Annotated in this window: 13 protein-coding genes; 8 read left to right on the top strand and 5 right to left on the bottom strand. The window is 72.0% G+C overall.

The features are described from left to right. Positions 1-7: 7 nt before the first annotated feature. The 3 genes from ACPA54_RS27350 to ACPA54_RS27340 form a co-directional block, all read right to left on the bottom strand. Positions 8-721: a DUF3105 domain-containing protein gene (locus tag ACPA54_RS27350; protein ID WP_423534047.1), complete on the bottom strand. Its 714-nt coding sequence runs from the start codon at positions 719-721 to the stop codon at positions 8-10. Between the two features lie 93 nt (positions 722-814). Beyond that, a complete protein-coding gene (locus tag ACPA54_RS27345; RefSeq protein WP_423534046.1) occupies positions 815-1,216 on the bottom strand; it encodes a hypothetical protein in 402 nt (133 codons plus the stop codon). A gap of 157 nt (positions 1,217-1,373) precedes the next feature. Further along, positions 1,374-1,994 carry a TOPRIM nucleotidyl transferase/hydrolase domain-containing protein gene (locus ACPA54_RS27340; protein ID WP_423534045.1) on the bottom strand — a complete coding sequence of 207 codons (621 nt, stop codon included), beginning with the start codon at positions 1,992-1,994 and terminating at the stop codon, positions 1,374-1,376. Positions 1,995-2,390: 396 nt separating this feature from the next. On the opposite strand from ACPA54_RS27340, the gene ACPA54_RS27335 reads away from it, so the two are divergent. The 4 genes from ACPA54_RS27335 to ACPA54_RS27320 all read left to right on the top strand — a co-directional run bounded on the left by ACPA54_RS27335 (position 2,391) and on the right by ACPA54_RS27320 (position 6,237). Continuing rightward, on the top strand, positions 2,391-3,032 hold the full coding sequence (locus tag ACPA54_RS27335) for a DUF4153 domain-containing protein (protein ID WP_423534044.1): 642 nt from the start codon (positions 2,391-2,393) through the stop codon (positions 3,030-3,032). Between the two features lie 14 nt (positions 3,033-3,046). Beyond that, on the top strand, positions 3,047-5,023 hold the full coding sequence (gene thrS, locus ACPA54_RS27330) for a threonine--tRNA ligase (RefSeq protein ID WP_423534043.1): 1,977 nt from the start codon (positions 3,047-3,049) through the stop codon (positions 5,021-5,023). A gap of 134 nt (positions 5,024-5,157) precedes the next feature. Then, the gene (locus ACPA54_RS27325; protein ID WP_345677847.1) at positions 5,158-5,706 is read left to right on the top strand and encodes an HIT family protein; all 549 of its coding nucleotides are present in this window, start codon (positions 5,158-5,160) and stop codon (positions 5,704-5,706) included. A gap of 105 nt (positions 5,707-5,811) precedes the next feature. Beyond that, positions 5,812-6,237: a thiol-disulfide oxidoreductase DCC family protein gene (locus tag ACPA54_RS27320; protein WP_423534042.1), complete on the top strand. Its 426-nt coding sequence runs from the start codon at positions 5,812-5,814 to the stop codon at positions 6,235-6,237. An 87-nt stretch (positions 6,238-6,324) separates the two neighbouring features. On the opposite strand, the gene ACPA54_RS27315 is transcribed toward ACPA54_RS27320, so the two are convergent. Continuing rightward, the gene (locus ACPA54_RS27315) at positions 6,325-7,623 is read right to left on the bottom strand and encodes a glycoside hydrolase family 15 protein (RefSeq protein WP_423534041.1); all 1,299 of its coding nucleotides are present in this window, start codon (positions 7,621-7,623) and stop codon (positions 6,325-6,327) included. Positions 7,624-7,802: 179 nt separating this feature from the next. Here ACPA54_RS27315 and ACPA54_RS27310 point away from each other — a divergent pair, with 179 nt between their 5' ends. Then, positions 7,803-8,693, top strand: a complete 891-nt coding sequence (locus tag ACPA54_RS27310) for a polysaccharide deacetylase family protein (protein ID WP_423534040.1) — start codon at positions 7,803-7,805, stop codon at positions 8,691-8,693. A gap of 61 nt (positions 8,694-8,754) precedes the next feature. On the opposite strand, the gene ACPA54_RS27305 is transcribed toward ACPA54_RS27310, so the two are convergent. After that, positions 8,755-10,920 carry an elongation factor G-like protein EF-G2 gene (locus ACPA54_RS27305; RefSeq protein ID WP_423534039.1) on the bottom strand — a complete coding sequence of 722 codons (2,166 nt, stop codon included), beginning with the start codon at positions 10,918-10,920 and terminating at the stop codon, positions 8,755-8,757. Positions 10,921-11,324: 404 nt separating this feature from the next. Here ACPA54_RS27305 and pgsA point away from each other — a divergent pair, with 404 nt between their 5' ends. From pgsA to ACPA54_RS27290, 3 genes are read left to right on the top strand one after another with little or no spacing between them, the layout of a single operon-like run. Further along, positions 11,325-11,978 carry a phosphatidylinositol phosphate synthase gene (gene pgsA, locus ACPA54_RS27300; RefSeq protein WP_345677853.1) on the top strand — a complete coding sequence of 218 codons (654 nt, stop codon included), beginning with the start codon at positions 11,325-11,327 and terminating at the stop codon, positions 11,976-11,978. After that, complete coding sequence (locus ACPA54_RS27295) at positions 11,975-12,898, top strand: phosphatidylinositol mannoside acyltransferase (RefSeq protein WP_423534038.1); 924 nt, start codon at positions 11,975-11,977, stop codon at positions 12,896-12,898. The genes pgsA and ACPA54_RS27295 overlap by 4 nt, the downstream gene beginning before the upstream one ends. Next, positions 12,895-14,067 (top strand): glycosyltransferase family 4 protein, encoded by a 1,173-nt coding sequence (locus ACPA54_RS27290; RefSeq protein ID WP_423534037.1) that lies wholly within the window; start codon positions 12,895-12,897, stop codon positions 14,065-14,067. Before ACPA54_RS27295 ends, ACPA54_RS27290 begins: the two co-directional genes overlap by 4 nt. Positions 14,068-14,069: the final 2 nt, after the last annotated feature.

The raw sequence follows: 14,069 nt of genomic DNA, 5'->3' as shown, positions 1-14,069 counted from the left end.
CGGCGGTTCACTCCGGCTTCCCGATCCCGCCGGTGCACGCGGCGCCGTACTCCGGCGTCGTCTGCTTGTTGACCCGGTACTGCTTGATGAACGCGTCGATCCGTGGGTCGTCGGGGTTGTCGACCTTGAGCTGGAAGCCCCACGAGGTGACCGTGATCGGCGACGACATGCCGTCGTGCGGGCTCAGCAGCATGAAGTCGGTGCGCGCCTTGGTCTGCAGCTTCGCGACCTGGTCGGCGGGCAGCGACGGGTTGTAGGTGATCCAGACGGCGCCGTGCTCCATCGAGTGGACGCCGTTGCGGTCCTGGATGGGCTGGCTGTAGATGCCGCAGTTCTGCCACACCGGGTCGTGCTGGCCGCCGACCGGCGGGGTCTGCTTGTAGGTGATGTTCTTGTTCGGCTCGTGGCCCTGCGACGCCGTGTACGTCGCCACGCCCTCGATCGGACTGGTGATGTTCGGGGCCGCCGAGACGTCGGCGGTGATGTTGCCCGACAGGTTGTTGCCGCTCTTGCCGTCGTCGGACGTCATCACGACCGCGACCAAGCCGGCGATGACACCGGCCGCGACCACGGCCGCGGTGCCGCCGATCAGGATGGAACGCCGCTTGGCGGCCTTCCGGTCGCGTTCCCGCTGCTCGGCCACCCGCTGGCGGGTGGCCGCCATCTTCGCGTTCTTCGCGGCCTTGTTCTGCTTCTTCGAGGTGCCGGACTGCGGCGCCATGATCCCCTCCGGGGAAAGTCATTCGTGATGTGTCGGTGGTCTGCGGGCACGCGCACTCGCCCCGGGACGTGCCAGGGGTGCGCGGGAAGCCGGTCAGGTCCGACTGACGCAGAGGTCGTGCAGGTCGTGGAACACCGCGCTGGGCGCGGCGCCGAGGGCGGGACCGGAACCGTCCGGGTCGACCAGCCACGGCGGCACGAACGAGCCGTCCGGCACGTCCACCACCGGCGGCAGCGGCGGCACCGTGGACACCTGGCACACCCGGACCTCGCCGCCGCAGCCTCCGCTGCCGCCTTGCGGCTCGTGCGGGCCGCTGACGTGGTACGGGCAGGCGATCGGCCCGGTGAACGGCACGACCGGCGGCGGCGTGGCGGCGCGCTCCGCGTGTGCGGGGAAGGCCCCGCCCGTCACGGCGGCGAGCACGAACAACGCCACGGCCAACACCCGAACGGCGGGCCGCAGCGATGCGGCCACGAAGTCCGTCCGATGCGTCACGGGCCCCATTCTCACCCGAACGGGTGACCGTGTAAGCCCCGGGAGGGATATTTCACGGCCGCAAAGGCGTAACTCCTAGCGCGATCGGGACACGATCCGTGGCGATGCCGCCAAAACGGGCGGCCGGGTCCTGTGCGGCCGTGGGCGGTCTTGCGCCTCAGAGCACGGCGAACAGGCCGGCGAGCGGGGCGGGGACCCGGTCGGGGGTCAGCGCGGCGGCGAGGACGCGACCGTAGTGGATCTTGCGGCCCTTCTTGGTGCCGAGGAAACGCCGGAGCTGCTGGGGGGCGGGGCGGGTGCGCTGCGCGGGCTGCTGGAGGAAGGTCTCCAAGGCCCGCAGGTCGCCTTCCGCGGCGATCAGCTCGGTCACCCGGTCGACGCCGAGCGCGCGGATCAGCTCGTCCTCGAGGTCGGCCCTGCAGACGAAGAAGTCCCGGTCGTCGGCTCCGGCACCGGCCCAGCCGCGGACGTAGAAGTCGCGTTCCCGCTCGTCGCACAGGCCGGTGAGATGCAGGCCGAGCCCGTTCGGGCCGAGGAACCGGGCGAAGCGGCCGACGCTCATCGCGCCGCCCATCGCCAGGACGCAGATTCCGTCGCCGGGCAGATCCCGTCCGCGGCTCGTCGCCAGTGCCTCGACCGCGGCGACGTCACTGGGGCCTTCGAGCAGGACCGTCGTCCGGATCGGCGGGCCCGCGGCGATCGTGCGGGCCGCGTCGTCGCCGGGGGCGCCGGCCGCCCATGCGGCCACGGCGGCACGGAACGCGGCCATGTCGGCCATCGGAGCCCCTTCCGACGCACTGCCCGGACCCATGACGGCATCCCAGCAGGCGGGCGGGCGGTAGGCAATCCAGTTGGCGTCCGCCTGGGGACGGATGGACGGAGGGGCCGTCTGCGGTGCCGGGCACGGACGACGGGCGCGGACGACGGGCGCGGGTGGGGCCGAGAGCGGCTGGTCCGGGGCGGGTGGCGGGAAGTGGTGTGGAGAAGCGGCCCCGCCTCGCGGGCTCGGGCGGGCGGGCCTCAGTGGCGGCGCCGGCGGTGGCGGACGGTCGTCCGATCGTGGTCGCCAGGACCGACTGCGGTCGGCTTCGGGTGCTGGACCCGGCGACGGGGCAGACCGTGGGACAGTCCGCGGCTTTCCACAAGGAGCCGGTGCAGGCGCCCGGCGACGGCCGTGGCATCGGCGTACGGACCGCGGCGGGGGACGCCGGGACGGCGGCTGTTCGAGGCGCTGGTCGGCGTGCTGTGTCTGCTGGCATTGGCGGTCGTCGTGGCCGCTCTGCACCGGCTGCGCCTGTACGTCGCGTACTCCGGGCTCACCCGGCTGCGCTTGTGCGCGGCCACGTTCGAGTTGTGGCTGGGCGTGTTGCTGGTGCTGATCGTGGTGCTCGGTCCGGTGCGGCGAGCGGCGCGGCACCTGCCGCGGATCGCCGCGCTGGCCGGCGCGGTGCTGCTGCTCGCGCTCGGCGCCGCGTCACCGGACGCGCTGATCGCCCGGGTCGCGGTCGCGCAGTACCGGGCCGAGGGCGTCGTCGACGTGCGCGACCTCGAGGGTTTGTCGGCGGGCGCGGTGCCGTGGCTCGACCGTCTGCCGGAGCCCGAGCGGTCGTGCCTGCTACGGCCGATCGCGGCCGAGCTGGCACGCGGGGAGGCATGGTTCGAGACGAACGCGGCCCGCAAGGCAGCACGGGACGTGCTATCGCTGCGGCCGGTGGTGGAGGCCGACTGCGCAAACGGCGGGCCCGGTCCTCGCCCGGGCAGCGCGTCTTCCTCCCGCGCCCCGATAGCATCGGAGGCGCATCCGTTCACATCATGAGTCAGGAGAAGGCTGTGTCCGACGCCCGAGTGATCATCAAACGCGACCCGGAGCGGGAAGAGCGCTTGGTGGCCACGGGGACGACGGCCGCCGAGTTGTTCGGCGGCGACCGCTCGGTGGTGGCCGCGCGGGTCGCGGGCCAGCTGAAGGACCTTGCGTACGTCGTCGTGGACGGCGACGAGGTCGAGCCCGTCGCGATGGACTCCGAGGACGGCCTCAACATCCTGCGCCACTCGGCCGCGCACGTGATGGCGCAGGCCGTGCAGGAGCTGTTCCCCGAGGCCAAGCTGGGCATCGGCCCGCCCATCAAGGACGGGTTCTACTACGACTTCGACGTCGAGACCCCGTTCACCCCGGACGACCTCAAGCGCATCGAGAAGAAGATGCAGGAGATCGTCAAGCAGGGCCAGCGGTTCTCCCGCCGGGTCGTCGCCGACGACGACGCCCGCACGGAGCTGGCCGCGGAGCCGTACAAGCTGGAGCTGATCGGCCTCAAGGGGGCCGCGTCCAGCGACGACGGCGCGAACGTCGAGGTCGGCGCCGGCGAGCTGACGATCTACGACAACCTGGACGCCAAGACCGGCGACCTGTGCTGGAAGGACCTCTGCCGGGGCCCGCACCTGCCGACGACCCGCAACATCCCCGCGTTCCGGCTCATGCGCAGCGCCGCCGCCTACTGGCGCGGCAGCGAGAAGAACAAGCAGCTGCAGCGGATCTACGGCACCGCGTGGCCGAGCAAGGACGCCCTCAAGGCGCACCTGAGTTTCCTCGAAGAAGCCGAGAAGCGCGACCACCGCAAGCTCGGCAACGAGCTGGACCTGTTCTCCATCCCCGAGGAGATCGGCTCCGGCCTCGCGGTCTTCCACCCCAAGGGCGGCATCATCCGCCGCGTCATGGAGGACTACTCGCGCCGCCGCCACGAGGAGGCCGGCTACGAGTTCGTCTACACGCCGCACGCCACCAAGGGGAAGCTGTTCGAGCTCTCCGGGCACCTGGACTGGTACGCCGACGGCATGTACCCGCCCATGCAGCTCGACGAGGGCGTCGACTACTACCTCAAGCCGATGAACTGCCCGATGCACAACCTGATCTACCGGGCCCGCGGCCGTTCCTACCGGGAACTCCCGCTGCGACTGTTCGAGTTCGGCACGGTGTACCGGTACGAGAAGTCGGGTGTCGTGCACGGCTTGACCCGGGCCCGCGGCTTCACCCAGGACGACGCGCACATCTACTGCACCAAGGAGCAGATGGCCGGCGAGCTGGACTCGCTGCTGACCTTCGTGCTGAACCTGCTGCGCGACTACGGCCTCGACGACTTCTACCTCGAACTGTCCACGAAGGACCCGGAGAAGTACATCGGGTCCGACGAGGACTGGGAGGAAGCCACCGAGACGCTCCGCGCGGCCGCCGAGAAGCAGAGCCTGGACCTGGTCATGGACCCGGGCGGCGCGGCGTTCTACGGCCCGAAGATCTCCGTCCAGGCCAAGGACGCGATCGGCCGCACCTGGCAGATGTCGACCATCCAGGTCGACTTCCAGCTGCCGCAGCGGTTCGACCTGGAGTACCAGGGCTCGGACGGCACCCGGCAGCGCCCGGTGATGATCCACCGCGCGCTGTTCGGCTCGATCGAGCGGTTCTTCGCGGTGCTGCTGGAGCACTACGCGGGCGCGTTCCCGGCGTGGCTGGCCCCGGTGCAGGTGGTCGGTATCCCGATCACCGACGCCCACGTGCCGTACCTCCAGGAAGTCGCGGCGAAGCTGCGGGCGCAGGGCATCCGCGTCGAGGTCGACATGTCGGACGACCGCATGCAGAAGAAGATCCGCAACGCGCAGAAGTCCAAGATCCCGTACATGCTGCTGGCCGGCGACGAGGACGTGTCGCAGGGCGCGGTGTCGTTCCGCTACCGCAACGGCGAGCAGAAGAACGGCATCCCGGTCGACGACGCGGTCGCCGAGATCGCCAAGGCCGTCGCGGACCGCGTCCAGGTCTGATCCGGACCGCGCCACCCGCCGGACACCGGGCCGGGCACCCCGCACGGGGTGCCCGGCCCGCGGCGTCGCGGGCCGCCGGTCGGCGACCGACCCGTGCGCGGGGCGTGACGGCGGCGCGGCATAGGATTTCCCCCATGACGAGCGAGCCGGAGATCCAGAACGGGGTAGGCGAACCGGATGCGTTCCAGCGCCTGTGGACTCCGCACCGGATGGCCTACATCAAGGGCGAGGGCAAGCCCAGTGGCCCCGCGGCCGCGGACGGCTGCCCGTTCTGCGAGATCCCCACGATGAGCGACACCGACGGGCTGATCGTGCAGCGCGGCGAGAGCGTCTATGCGGTGCTCAACCTGTACCCGTACAACGGCGGCCACCTGATGGTCGTGCCGTACCGCCACGTCGCCGACTACACGGACCTCGACGAGCCGGAGACGGCCGAACTCGCCGACTTCACCAAGCGCGCGATGACCGCGCTGCGCAAGGCGTCCGGCGCGCAGGGCTTCAACATCGGCATGAACCAGGGCCACGTCGCGGGCGCGGGCATCGCCGCGCACCTGCACCAGCACCTGGTCCCGCGCTGGGGCGGCGACACCAACTTCATGCCGGTCGTGGGACACACCAAGGTGCTCCCGCAGCTGCTGGCCGACACGCGCGCGATGATCGCCGACGCGTGGCCGGTCGACTGAGCACCCGGCCGACCCACACAGCACGCAGCACGCAGCACGCAGGGCCACAACGGCCGCGACACCCGACCGCGCCGGCGTCCGGGCCGGCGGTGAAGGCAGGCAGCAATGGCAGCGACGGCAGCACACGCACCGGCGGAACAGCGCCCCGTCCTCGTCTACGACGGCGACTGCGGCTTCTGCACGAAGTCCGTCGAGGTCCTGGAGCGCCTCGTCGGCCCCGATGTCGAGGTCGTCGCCTGGCAGTTCGCCGACCTCGACGAACTCGGCGTGACCGCGGAACGGGCCCAGCACGAAGTCCTGCTGGTCACCCCGATCGGGGACGTGTACGGCGGCGCCGAGGCGTTCGCCAAGCTCCTGGCCTTCGAACGCGGCCCTTGGACGTTGCCCGGCGCGGTGCTCCAGCTCCCCGGCGTCGACAAGACCGCGGCCGCGGTCTACCGCCTCATCGCCGAGAACCGCTACAAGCTCCCCGGCGGGACCCCCGCCTGCGCCCTGCCCGCGGACCGCCGCCCGGGCGCCCACCACAGCTGACCGACCGCTCGACTACGGGCCGACTTACGGGCCGACCGAGGGGCCGACTGACTCAGGGGCCGACGTGCCGACGGGTTGGCGGACCGGTCAGCCCGGCGGCACCGGCAGCGGCTGCTCCTGCGCGGCCAGCGCCAGCAGCACCGTCGCCGCGGTCCACGCCAGCGGCGCGACGGACGCGGGCTGCCCGTGCACGTCGACCTTCTCCGGCAGCGACCCGGCCGCGGTGCGATGCGCCGCCAGCCAGTCGAGGTACGCGTCCGCGCCCGCCCGGTCGCCGGACGCCGCGGCGTACAGCGCGAAACCGGCCGTCTCCGGCGTCCACGCCGCATGCGGGTCGCCGCGCCACGCCTTGCCCGGCAGAATTCCCCCGTTGGGCAGCGTGAGTTCGTGCGCGGTCCGGGCCGCCGCCGCGGCCACCCCGGGGTCCGGCGCGGCGAACGGCGGGCCCAGCCACACCACGGCCGCGTCGGCACCGCTCCGCTCGGACGGCGTCCGGTTGTACCCGTGGGTGCCGAAACGTTTGCGTACCGCTCCGGCGAGACGCTCGGCGGCGCTCGACCAGCGCTGCGCCTCGGCGGCCGCGCCGGTGCGGCGGGCCAGGTCGGCGGCGCCGCGCAGGCCCGCGAGCAGCGGCGCGGCGGTGCCGAGGGTCTGCTGGTCGGTGCGGGTCTCCCAGTAGTCGGGCGCGGCCGGCGGCAGGCCGTCGCGGCCGAGCGAGTCCGCGGCCTTGTCGGCGGCGGTGCGGACGGCGGGCCACAGCGCGGCGAGGGTGCCGCGGACCCCGGGGTCCTCCGGGCGCTGACGCACGTACCAGAACCAGGTCGCCCACGGCATCCAGCCGTTGGCGTCGAGCTGGGCGGCGCGGCCGTCGCCGACCTTGCCGCCGTCGAGCCGGTAGCGGGCTTCCCAGGTGCCGTCGGGGCGCTGCAGTCCGGCGAGGTGGCGCAGCACTTGGGCGGCGTCGTCGCCGTGTCCGGTGACCGTGTAGGCGGCCGCGGCCCAGGCGGCGTCGCGCGGCCACACGTACTTCCAGATGCCGTGCCAGGCAGCCGCGACAGCGCCGTCGTCGCCGGTCAAGACGCGCAGGTCGACGAGTGCCTGGCCGGCCATCTCGCGCTGCGCCGGGGTGCTGCCGGGCACTGTGCCGGCGGCGAGCCAGGCCTGTTCCTCGGCGGTGTGCCGGCGTGGTGCGGCGTTCGGCGGGCGTTCGGCGACGCCGCCCGGTGCGGCGCGGTCGTCGGCGACGCCGCCGAGGAGCAGCGGGCGGGTGCCGGGCCGTGGGGGGTCGGCGGGGCTGCGGAGTGCGGCGACGAGGGTGATGCACAGCGCGACCCCGAACAGCACGGCCGTGAACCAGAGGGGCCGGTGCGGCGTGCGGATCCGCATCGCGACCTCCTCAGCGTTGGAGCGGTTTGGCGGCGGGCCGCGAATCGTCAGACGATCACCAAGTATGACGCCTGGGTGGTCGGGCCGCCGACCGCACCCGGCTACGCTGAGGCCGCGCCCCCAACCGGGCGTGCCGGTCCGCGGGACGACCGACCGGCGGACCACCAGGGGAACGGGTAGTGGACCGACCAGAGGACCGAGCCAAGGACCAACCGACGGATCGCACGGCCGAGTCGGCCGCGGACGGCGGAGACGGCGCAGGACGCGGGGACGGCGCGGCCCAGCGTTCGCGCCGCAGATTCCTGCGGGACTTGTCGATGGTCGGCGCGGGCGGCGTCGTCGGTGCCGCGGCGGCCGCCACGGTGGACCGCACGGCCCTGGCCGACGACGACAAGTTCCCGGCGAACGGCCCTGCCACGCATCCGGACCGGCACCACCCGCCCAAGCACGGCCACGTCGACGTGCACTGGAACGTCGACACCGAGAAGAAGCTCGTCGCGCTGACGTTCGACGACGGGCCGATGCCGCAGTGGACGCCGATGGTCCTCGACACCCTGGAGAAGGCCGACGTTCCGGCCACGTTCTTCCTGGTCGGCCGCCGCGTCCTCGACAACGCGCGCATTTTGGAAGGCCGCACGGCACGCCACGAGTTCGGCAACCACACGTGGGCCCACAAGAACCTCGCGACGATGGGCGTCGACGCCGCGCACGACGCCATAGCCCGCGCGCACGACGCCATCGAGAAGGTCACCGGCCGCGAGCCCACGCAATTGCGCCCGCCCTACGGCCACCTCGGCGGCACGACGCTCCTGGCCGCCGCCGACCTCGGCTACGACGTGGCGCTGTGGTCGCTCCAGATGGTCGAGTCGGAGTACGTGAACAACCCTCCGGGCCTCGTCACCTACATCGTCGACTCGGTCGTGCCCGGCACGATCCTCCTGGCCCACGACACCGGCGCCCAGGACCGCCTGGTGGCGCTGAAGGGCCTGCCCGACATGATCAGCGGGCTGCGCGCCAAGGGCTACGAGTTCACCACCGTGTCCGAACTCGTCGCGGAGAACCGGAAATAGCGCAGGTGCCCGGCCGGACCGCCGACGGGCCCGGCCGGGCACCTGCGGAGCAAAGCGGGGGTCAGGCGCCGTGGCCGTTCGCCTTCACCTTGGCCGCCATATGCGTCGGCATCGGCTCGTGGCGCACGTACGCCCGGCTGAACTCGCCGGTGCCGTGCGACAGCGAACGCAGGTCGATCGCGTACCGGCTGATCTCGATCTCGGGCACTTCCGCGCGGACCAGCGTCCGCCCGGTGCCGACCGGTTCGGTGCCGACCACGCGGCCGCGGCGGGACGACAGGTCGCTCATGATGGAGCCCACGTACTCGTCGGACACGATGATCTGCACGTCCGACACCGGTTCCAGCAGATGTACCTCCGCCGCGGCGGCGGCCTCGCGCAGCGCGAGTGCGCCGGCCATCTGGAACGCCATGTCGGACGAGTCGACCGAGTGGGCCTTGCCGTCCACCAGCGTCACGCGCAGGTCGACGACCGGATAGCCGGCCACCACGCCCTTGGCCATCTGGGCGCGCACGCCCTTCTCCACCGACGGGATGAACTGCCGGGGGACCGAGCCGCCGTACACCTTGTCGACGAACTCGAATCCGGCGCCGTTCTCCAACGGCTCCACTTCGATCTCGCACACCGCGAACTGCCCGTGCCCGCCGGACTGCTTCACGTGCCGGCCGCGTCCGGGCGCCTTCGCCGCGAACGTCTCGCGCAGGGACACCTTGTGCGGCACCGCGTCGACGGCGACGCCGTAGCGGCTGCGCAGCCGGTCGAGGAGCACGTCAACGTGCGCCTCGCCCATGCACCACAGCACCAACTGCCGCGTGTCGGGGTTGTGTTCGAGTCGGAGCGTGGGGTCTTCGGCGACCAGCCGGGACAGGCCTTGGGACAGCTTGTCCTCGTCCGCCTTGCTGTGTGCCTCGATCGCGACCGGCAGCAGCGGGTCCGGCATGATCCACGGCTCCATGAGCAGCGGCGTGTCCTTGTCGGACAGCGTGTCGCCGGTCTCGGCGCGGGTGAGCTTCGCGACGGCGACGACGTCGCCCGCGATGCCCTTGCCGAGCTGCCGCTGGGTCTTGCCGAGCGGCGACGACAGCGCGCCGACCTTCTCGTCGACGTCGTGGTCCTCGTGGCCGCGGTCGGCCAGGCCGTGCCCGGACACGTGCACGGTCATGTCCGGGCGCAGGGTGCCGGAGAAGACCCGGACCAGCGAGATGCGGCCGACGTACGGGTCGGAGGTGGTCTTGACGACCTCGGCGACGAGCGGGCCTTCCGGGTCGCAGGTCAGCGGCGCGTGCGGCTTGCCTTCGGGCGTGGTGACCGCGGGGACGTCGTGCTCCGGCGGGGAGGGGCAGGCACGCACGATGCCTTCGAGGAGTTCGACGGTGCCGAGGCCGTTGGCCGTGGACGAGGCGAGCACCGGGTAGAAGCTGCCGCGCGCGACGGCGGTCTCCAGGTCGGTGACGAGCGTGTCGACGTCGATCTCCTCGCCGCCGAGGTAGCGGTCCATGAGGGTCTCGTCTTCGCTTTCCGCGATGACGGCCTCGATGAGCCGGTTGCGGGCCTCGTCGATGAGCGGCAGGTGCTCGGGCTCGGGGTCGCGGGTTTCGCGGCTGCCCGAGCTGTAGTCGTACACGCGTTTGGTGAGCAGGCCGAGCAGGCCGGCCACACTGCTGTCGTCGTCGTGCAGCGGCAGGTACAGCGGGAGCACCCGGTCGCTGTCGCCGTCGCCGAACACGCGCTGGCAGATCGCCGTCATCTCGTCGAAGTCGGCACGTGCCGAGTCGAGCTTGGTGACCACGATCGCGCGCGGCATGCCGACCGCGGCGCATTCGTCCCACAGCATGCGCGTCGACCCGTCGACGCCGTCCGCGGCGGACACCACGAACAGCGCCGCGTCCGCGGCGCGCAGGCCGGCCCGCAGGTCGCCGACGAAGTCCGCGTACCCGGGGGTGTCCAGAAGGTTGATCTTGACGCCGCCGAACTCGACGGGGGCGAGGGACAGCGACACCGAGCGGTGCTGCCGGTGCTCGATGTCGTCGAAGTCCGACACCGTGGTTCCGTCCTCGACGCGACCGGGGCGCGAGATGGTTCCGGTCGCGACGAGCAGGGACTCGACGAGCGTCGTTTTTCCCGCGCCCGTGTGGCCGACCAGGACGACGTTGCGGACGCTACCCGGGCCGTCCACCGCCGGACCTGCACCGGCGGCCCCGGTTGCTCCACCAGACTTGTCCGCCAATGCCCTCACCTCCTCTGTGTCGGGTCTTGCCTCGAAGTCATCGAAGTCATCGGAGTCATCCGAGTCATCGGAGTCATCCGAGTCGTCAGTGGGGGAGCTGTGCGTGGAGGAGGCGCGGGGAAAGGCCGGTCGCTCGGCGCTTCACGTCCGCACATCCGGTTCCTCACGGCAGCTTTCCGCCCAAAGCGGGCCGAGCACAAGAGCACAAGGCACGTTCTTCCAGTCTCCGCCAGTCTCCGTCCCCCTGCCCGCGCGGCCGATCCGGCACGCCCGCGCGACGCGGGGACACCCCCATCCGGCGGCGTCAGTACGATGGCGTGACCGGGCGGTCGCGGTGTGGGGTCCCGAGGGGGAGACCCCGGGAGAATCGCGGCCGCGGTCCCCAGCGATCCTTCGGGAAGGCGATGCTCAACAAATACGCACGCGCTTTCTTCACCAGCGTGCTCACACCGTTCGCGAGCTTTCTCGTCCGCAAGGGGGTCAGTCCCGACACGGTCACCCTCATCGGGACGCTCGGCGTGGTCGCGGGAGCCATCGCGTTCTTCCCGTTCGGATGGTTTTTCGTCGGAACGCTCGTGATCACCGCGTTCATCTTCTCCGACCTGGTGGACGGCAACATGGCCCGCCAGCTCGGCCGCTCCACCAAGTGGGGCGCGTTCCTCGACTCCACCCTCGACCGGGTCGCCGACGCGGCGATCTTCGGTGCGCTGGCGGTGTGGTTCGCGGGCGACGGCGACAACCTGCGGCTGACCGTGCTGTGCGTGTTCTGCCTCGCGTCCGGCCAGGTCGTGTCCTACACGAAGGCGCGCGCCGAGAGCCTCGGCCTCAAGTGCGACGTGTCCGGACTCGTGGAACGCGCCGAACGCCTGGTCGGCGTCCTCGTCGCCACCGGACTGGACGGACTCGGCGTGCCGTACATCCAGGAAGTGGCCTTGTGGGCCATCGCAGTCGGTAGCTTCGTCACCGTATTCCAGCGCATGATCGCGGTGCGCAAGGAAGCCGACGGCCTGACCATGGGCCGTCCCGAGCCGGCACCGGAAGGCGGTGGAACGGCGTGAAGCAGCGCCTGGTCGACGCGGGGTTCGGCCTGGGCTGGGCGATGGTCAAGCGGCTGCCGGAACCGGTCGCCCGAGGCGCCTTCACCGCCGCCGCCGACTTCGTGTGGTGGCGCCACGGCGGCGGGGTCCGCCAACTCGAAGCGAACCTGCGGAGAGTGCTGCCGGACGCGGACGACGCGGCGATCCGGCGGGTGTCCCGGCAGGGCATGCGCTCGTACCTGCGGTACTTCCAAGAGGCCTTCCGGCTGCCGGTGTGGAAGCGCGACGCCATCGAGGACGGCATGTCGATCGCGCACTACGACCGGCTGGAGAAAGCCTCCGCGCTCGGCAAAGGCGTCATCTTCGCGCTGCCGCACATGGGCAACTGGGACCTCGCCGGAGCATCCATCACCGTACGCGGCTACCCGTTCACCACGGTCGCCGAGCGGCTCAAGCCCGAATCCCTGTACGAGCGGTTCCTCGAATACCGCCAGTCGCTCGGCATGGAAGTCCTGCCGCTGACCGGCGGCGACGGCAACACCTTCGGCACCCTCGCCCGCCGCCTGCGGCAAGGCCGCCTGATCTGCCTGCTCGCCGACCGCGACCTGACCCGCAGCGGCATCCCCGTCGACTTCTTCGGCGAAGAGACCCGCATGCCCGCCGGGCCCGCCGCCCTGTCGCTGCAGACCGGCGCCGCGCTCATCCCGGTCACCCTCGCGTACCGCAAGAAGTCCGGCATCCACGCGACGCTGCACCCGGTCGTGGAGATCCCCGCCGACGGCGACCGCAAGGCCAAGATCGCCGCCATGACGCAAGGCGTCGCCGACGCGTTCGCCGACGGGATCCGCGGCAACCCCGAGGACTGGCACATGCTCCAGCGGCTGTGGCTGTCCGACCTCGACGCCGCCCGCCGCGCCCGCATCGAAGGCGGCGCCGAGTGAGGATCGGCATCGTCTGCCCCTACTCGTGGGACGTCCCCGGCGGTGTCCAGTACCACGTCCGCGACCTCGCGAACTGGCTCATCGACCGCGGCCACGACGTATCCGTGCTCGCCCCCGCCGACGACGACACCCCGCTGCCCCCGTACGTGGTCAGCGCCGGCCGCGCCGTCCCCATCCGCTACAACGGCTCCGTCGCCCGCCTCAACTTCGGCTTCCTGTCCGCGGCCCGGGTCCGCCGCTGGATCCACGACGGCGAGTTCGACGTCCTGCACATCCACGAGCCCGCCACCCCCAGCCTGTCGCTGCTCGCCTGCTGGTCGGCATCCGGGCCGGTCGTCGCGACCTTCCACACGTCGAACCCGCGCTCGCGCGCGATGATCGCCGCGTACCCGATCCTGCAGACCGCGCTGGAGAAGATCAGCGCCCGGATCGCGGTCAGCGAATACGCCCGCCGCACCCTCGTCGAACACCTCGGCGGCGACGCCGTCGTCATCCCCAACGGCGTCGACGTCGGGTTCTTCGCCGACACCGAACCCCATCCGGACTGGCAGGGCACCCCCGAGGCGCCCACGCTCGGCTTCATCGGCCGCATCGACGAGCCCCGCAAAGGCCTGCCCGTCCTCCTCGAAGCCTTCCCGCGCATCGCCGCCGCCTTCCCCGGCGTCCGCCTCCTGGTCGCCGGCCGCGGCGACGCCGAGGAAGCCGCCGAAGGACTCCCCGCCGACGTCCGCGGCCAAGTCGAATTCCTCGGCATGGTCAGCGACCACGACAAAGCCCGGCTGCTGCGCAGCGTCGACGTGTACGCCGCCCCCAACACCGGCGGCGAGAGCTTCGGCATCATCCTCGTCGAGGCCATGTCCGCCGGGGCGCCCGTGCTCGCCGCCGACCTCGACGCCTTCCGCCAGGTCCTGGACGGCGGCCGGGCCGGCGAACTGTTCCCCGTCGAGGACGCCGGAGCCCTCGCCGACGCCGCGATCGCGCTGCTGCGCGACCCGGAGAGCCGCGCCCGGCTCCGCGAGATCGGCACCCGCCACGTGCGCCGCTACGACTGGGCCACCGTCGGCGCGGACATCCTCGGCGTCTACGAGACCGTCACCGACGGCGCCGCCGGCTACACCGCGCCGGCCGCCGAACGCGGCCCCGCCCGAACCGTGCCGCCCGCGGAGTAGCC

Origin of the sequence: Uniformispora flossi, assembly GCF_049534875.1 — a bacterium.
GTDB classification, from domain to species: domain Bacteria; phylum Actinomycetota; class Actinomycetes; order Streptomycetales; family Streptomycetaceae; genus Yinghuangia; species Yinghuangia aomiensis.
Note: the sequence above shows the minus strand (reverse complement) of the source record. Positions and strands in the feature narration are given on the sequence as shown.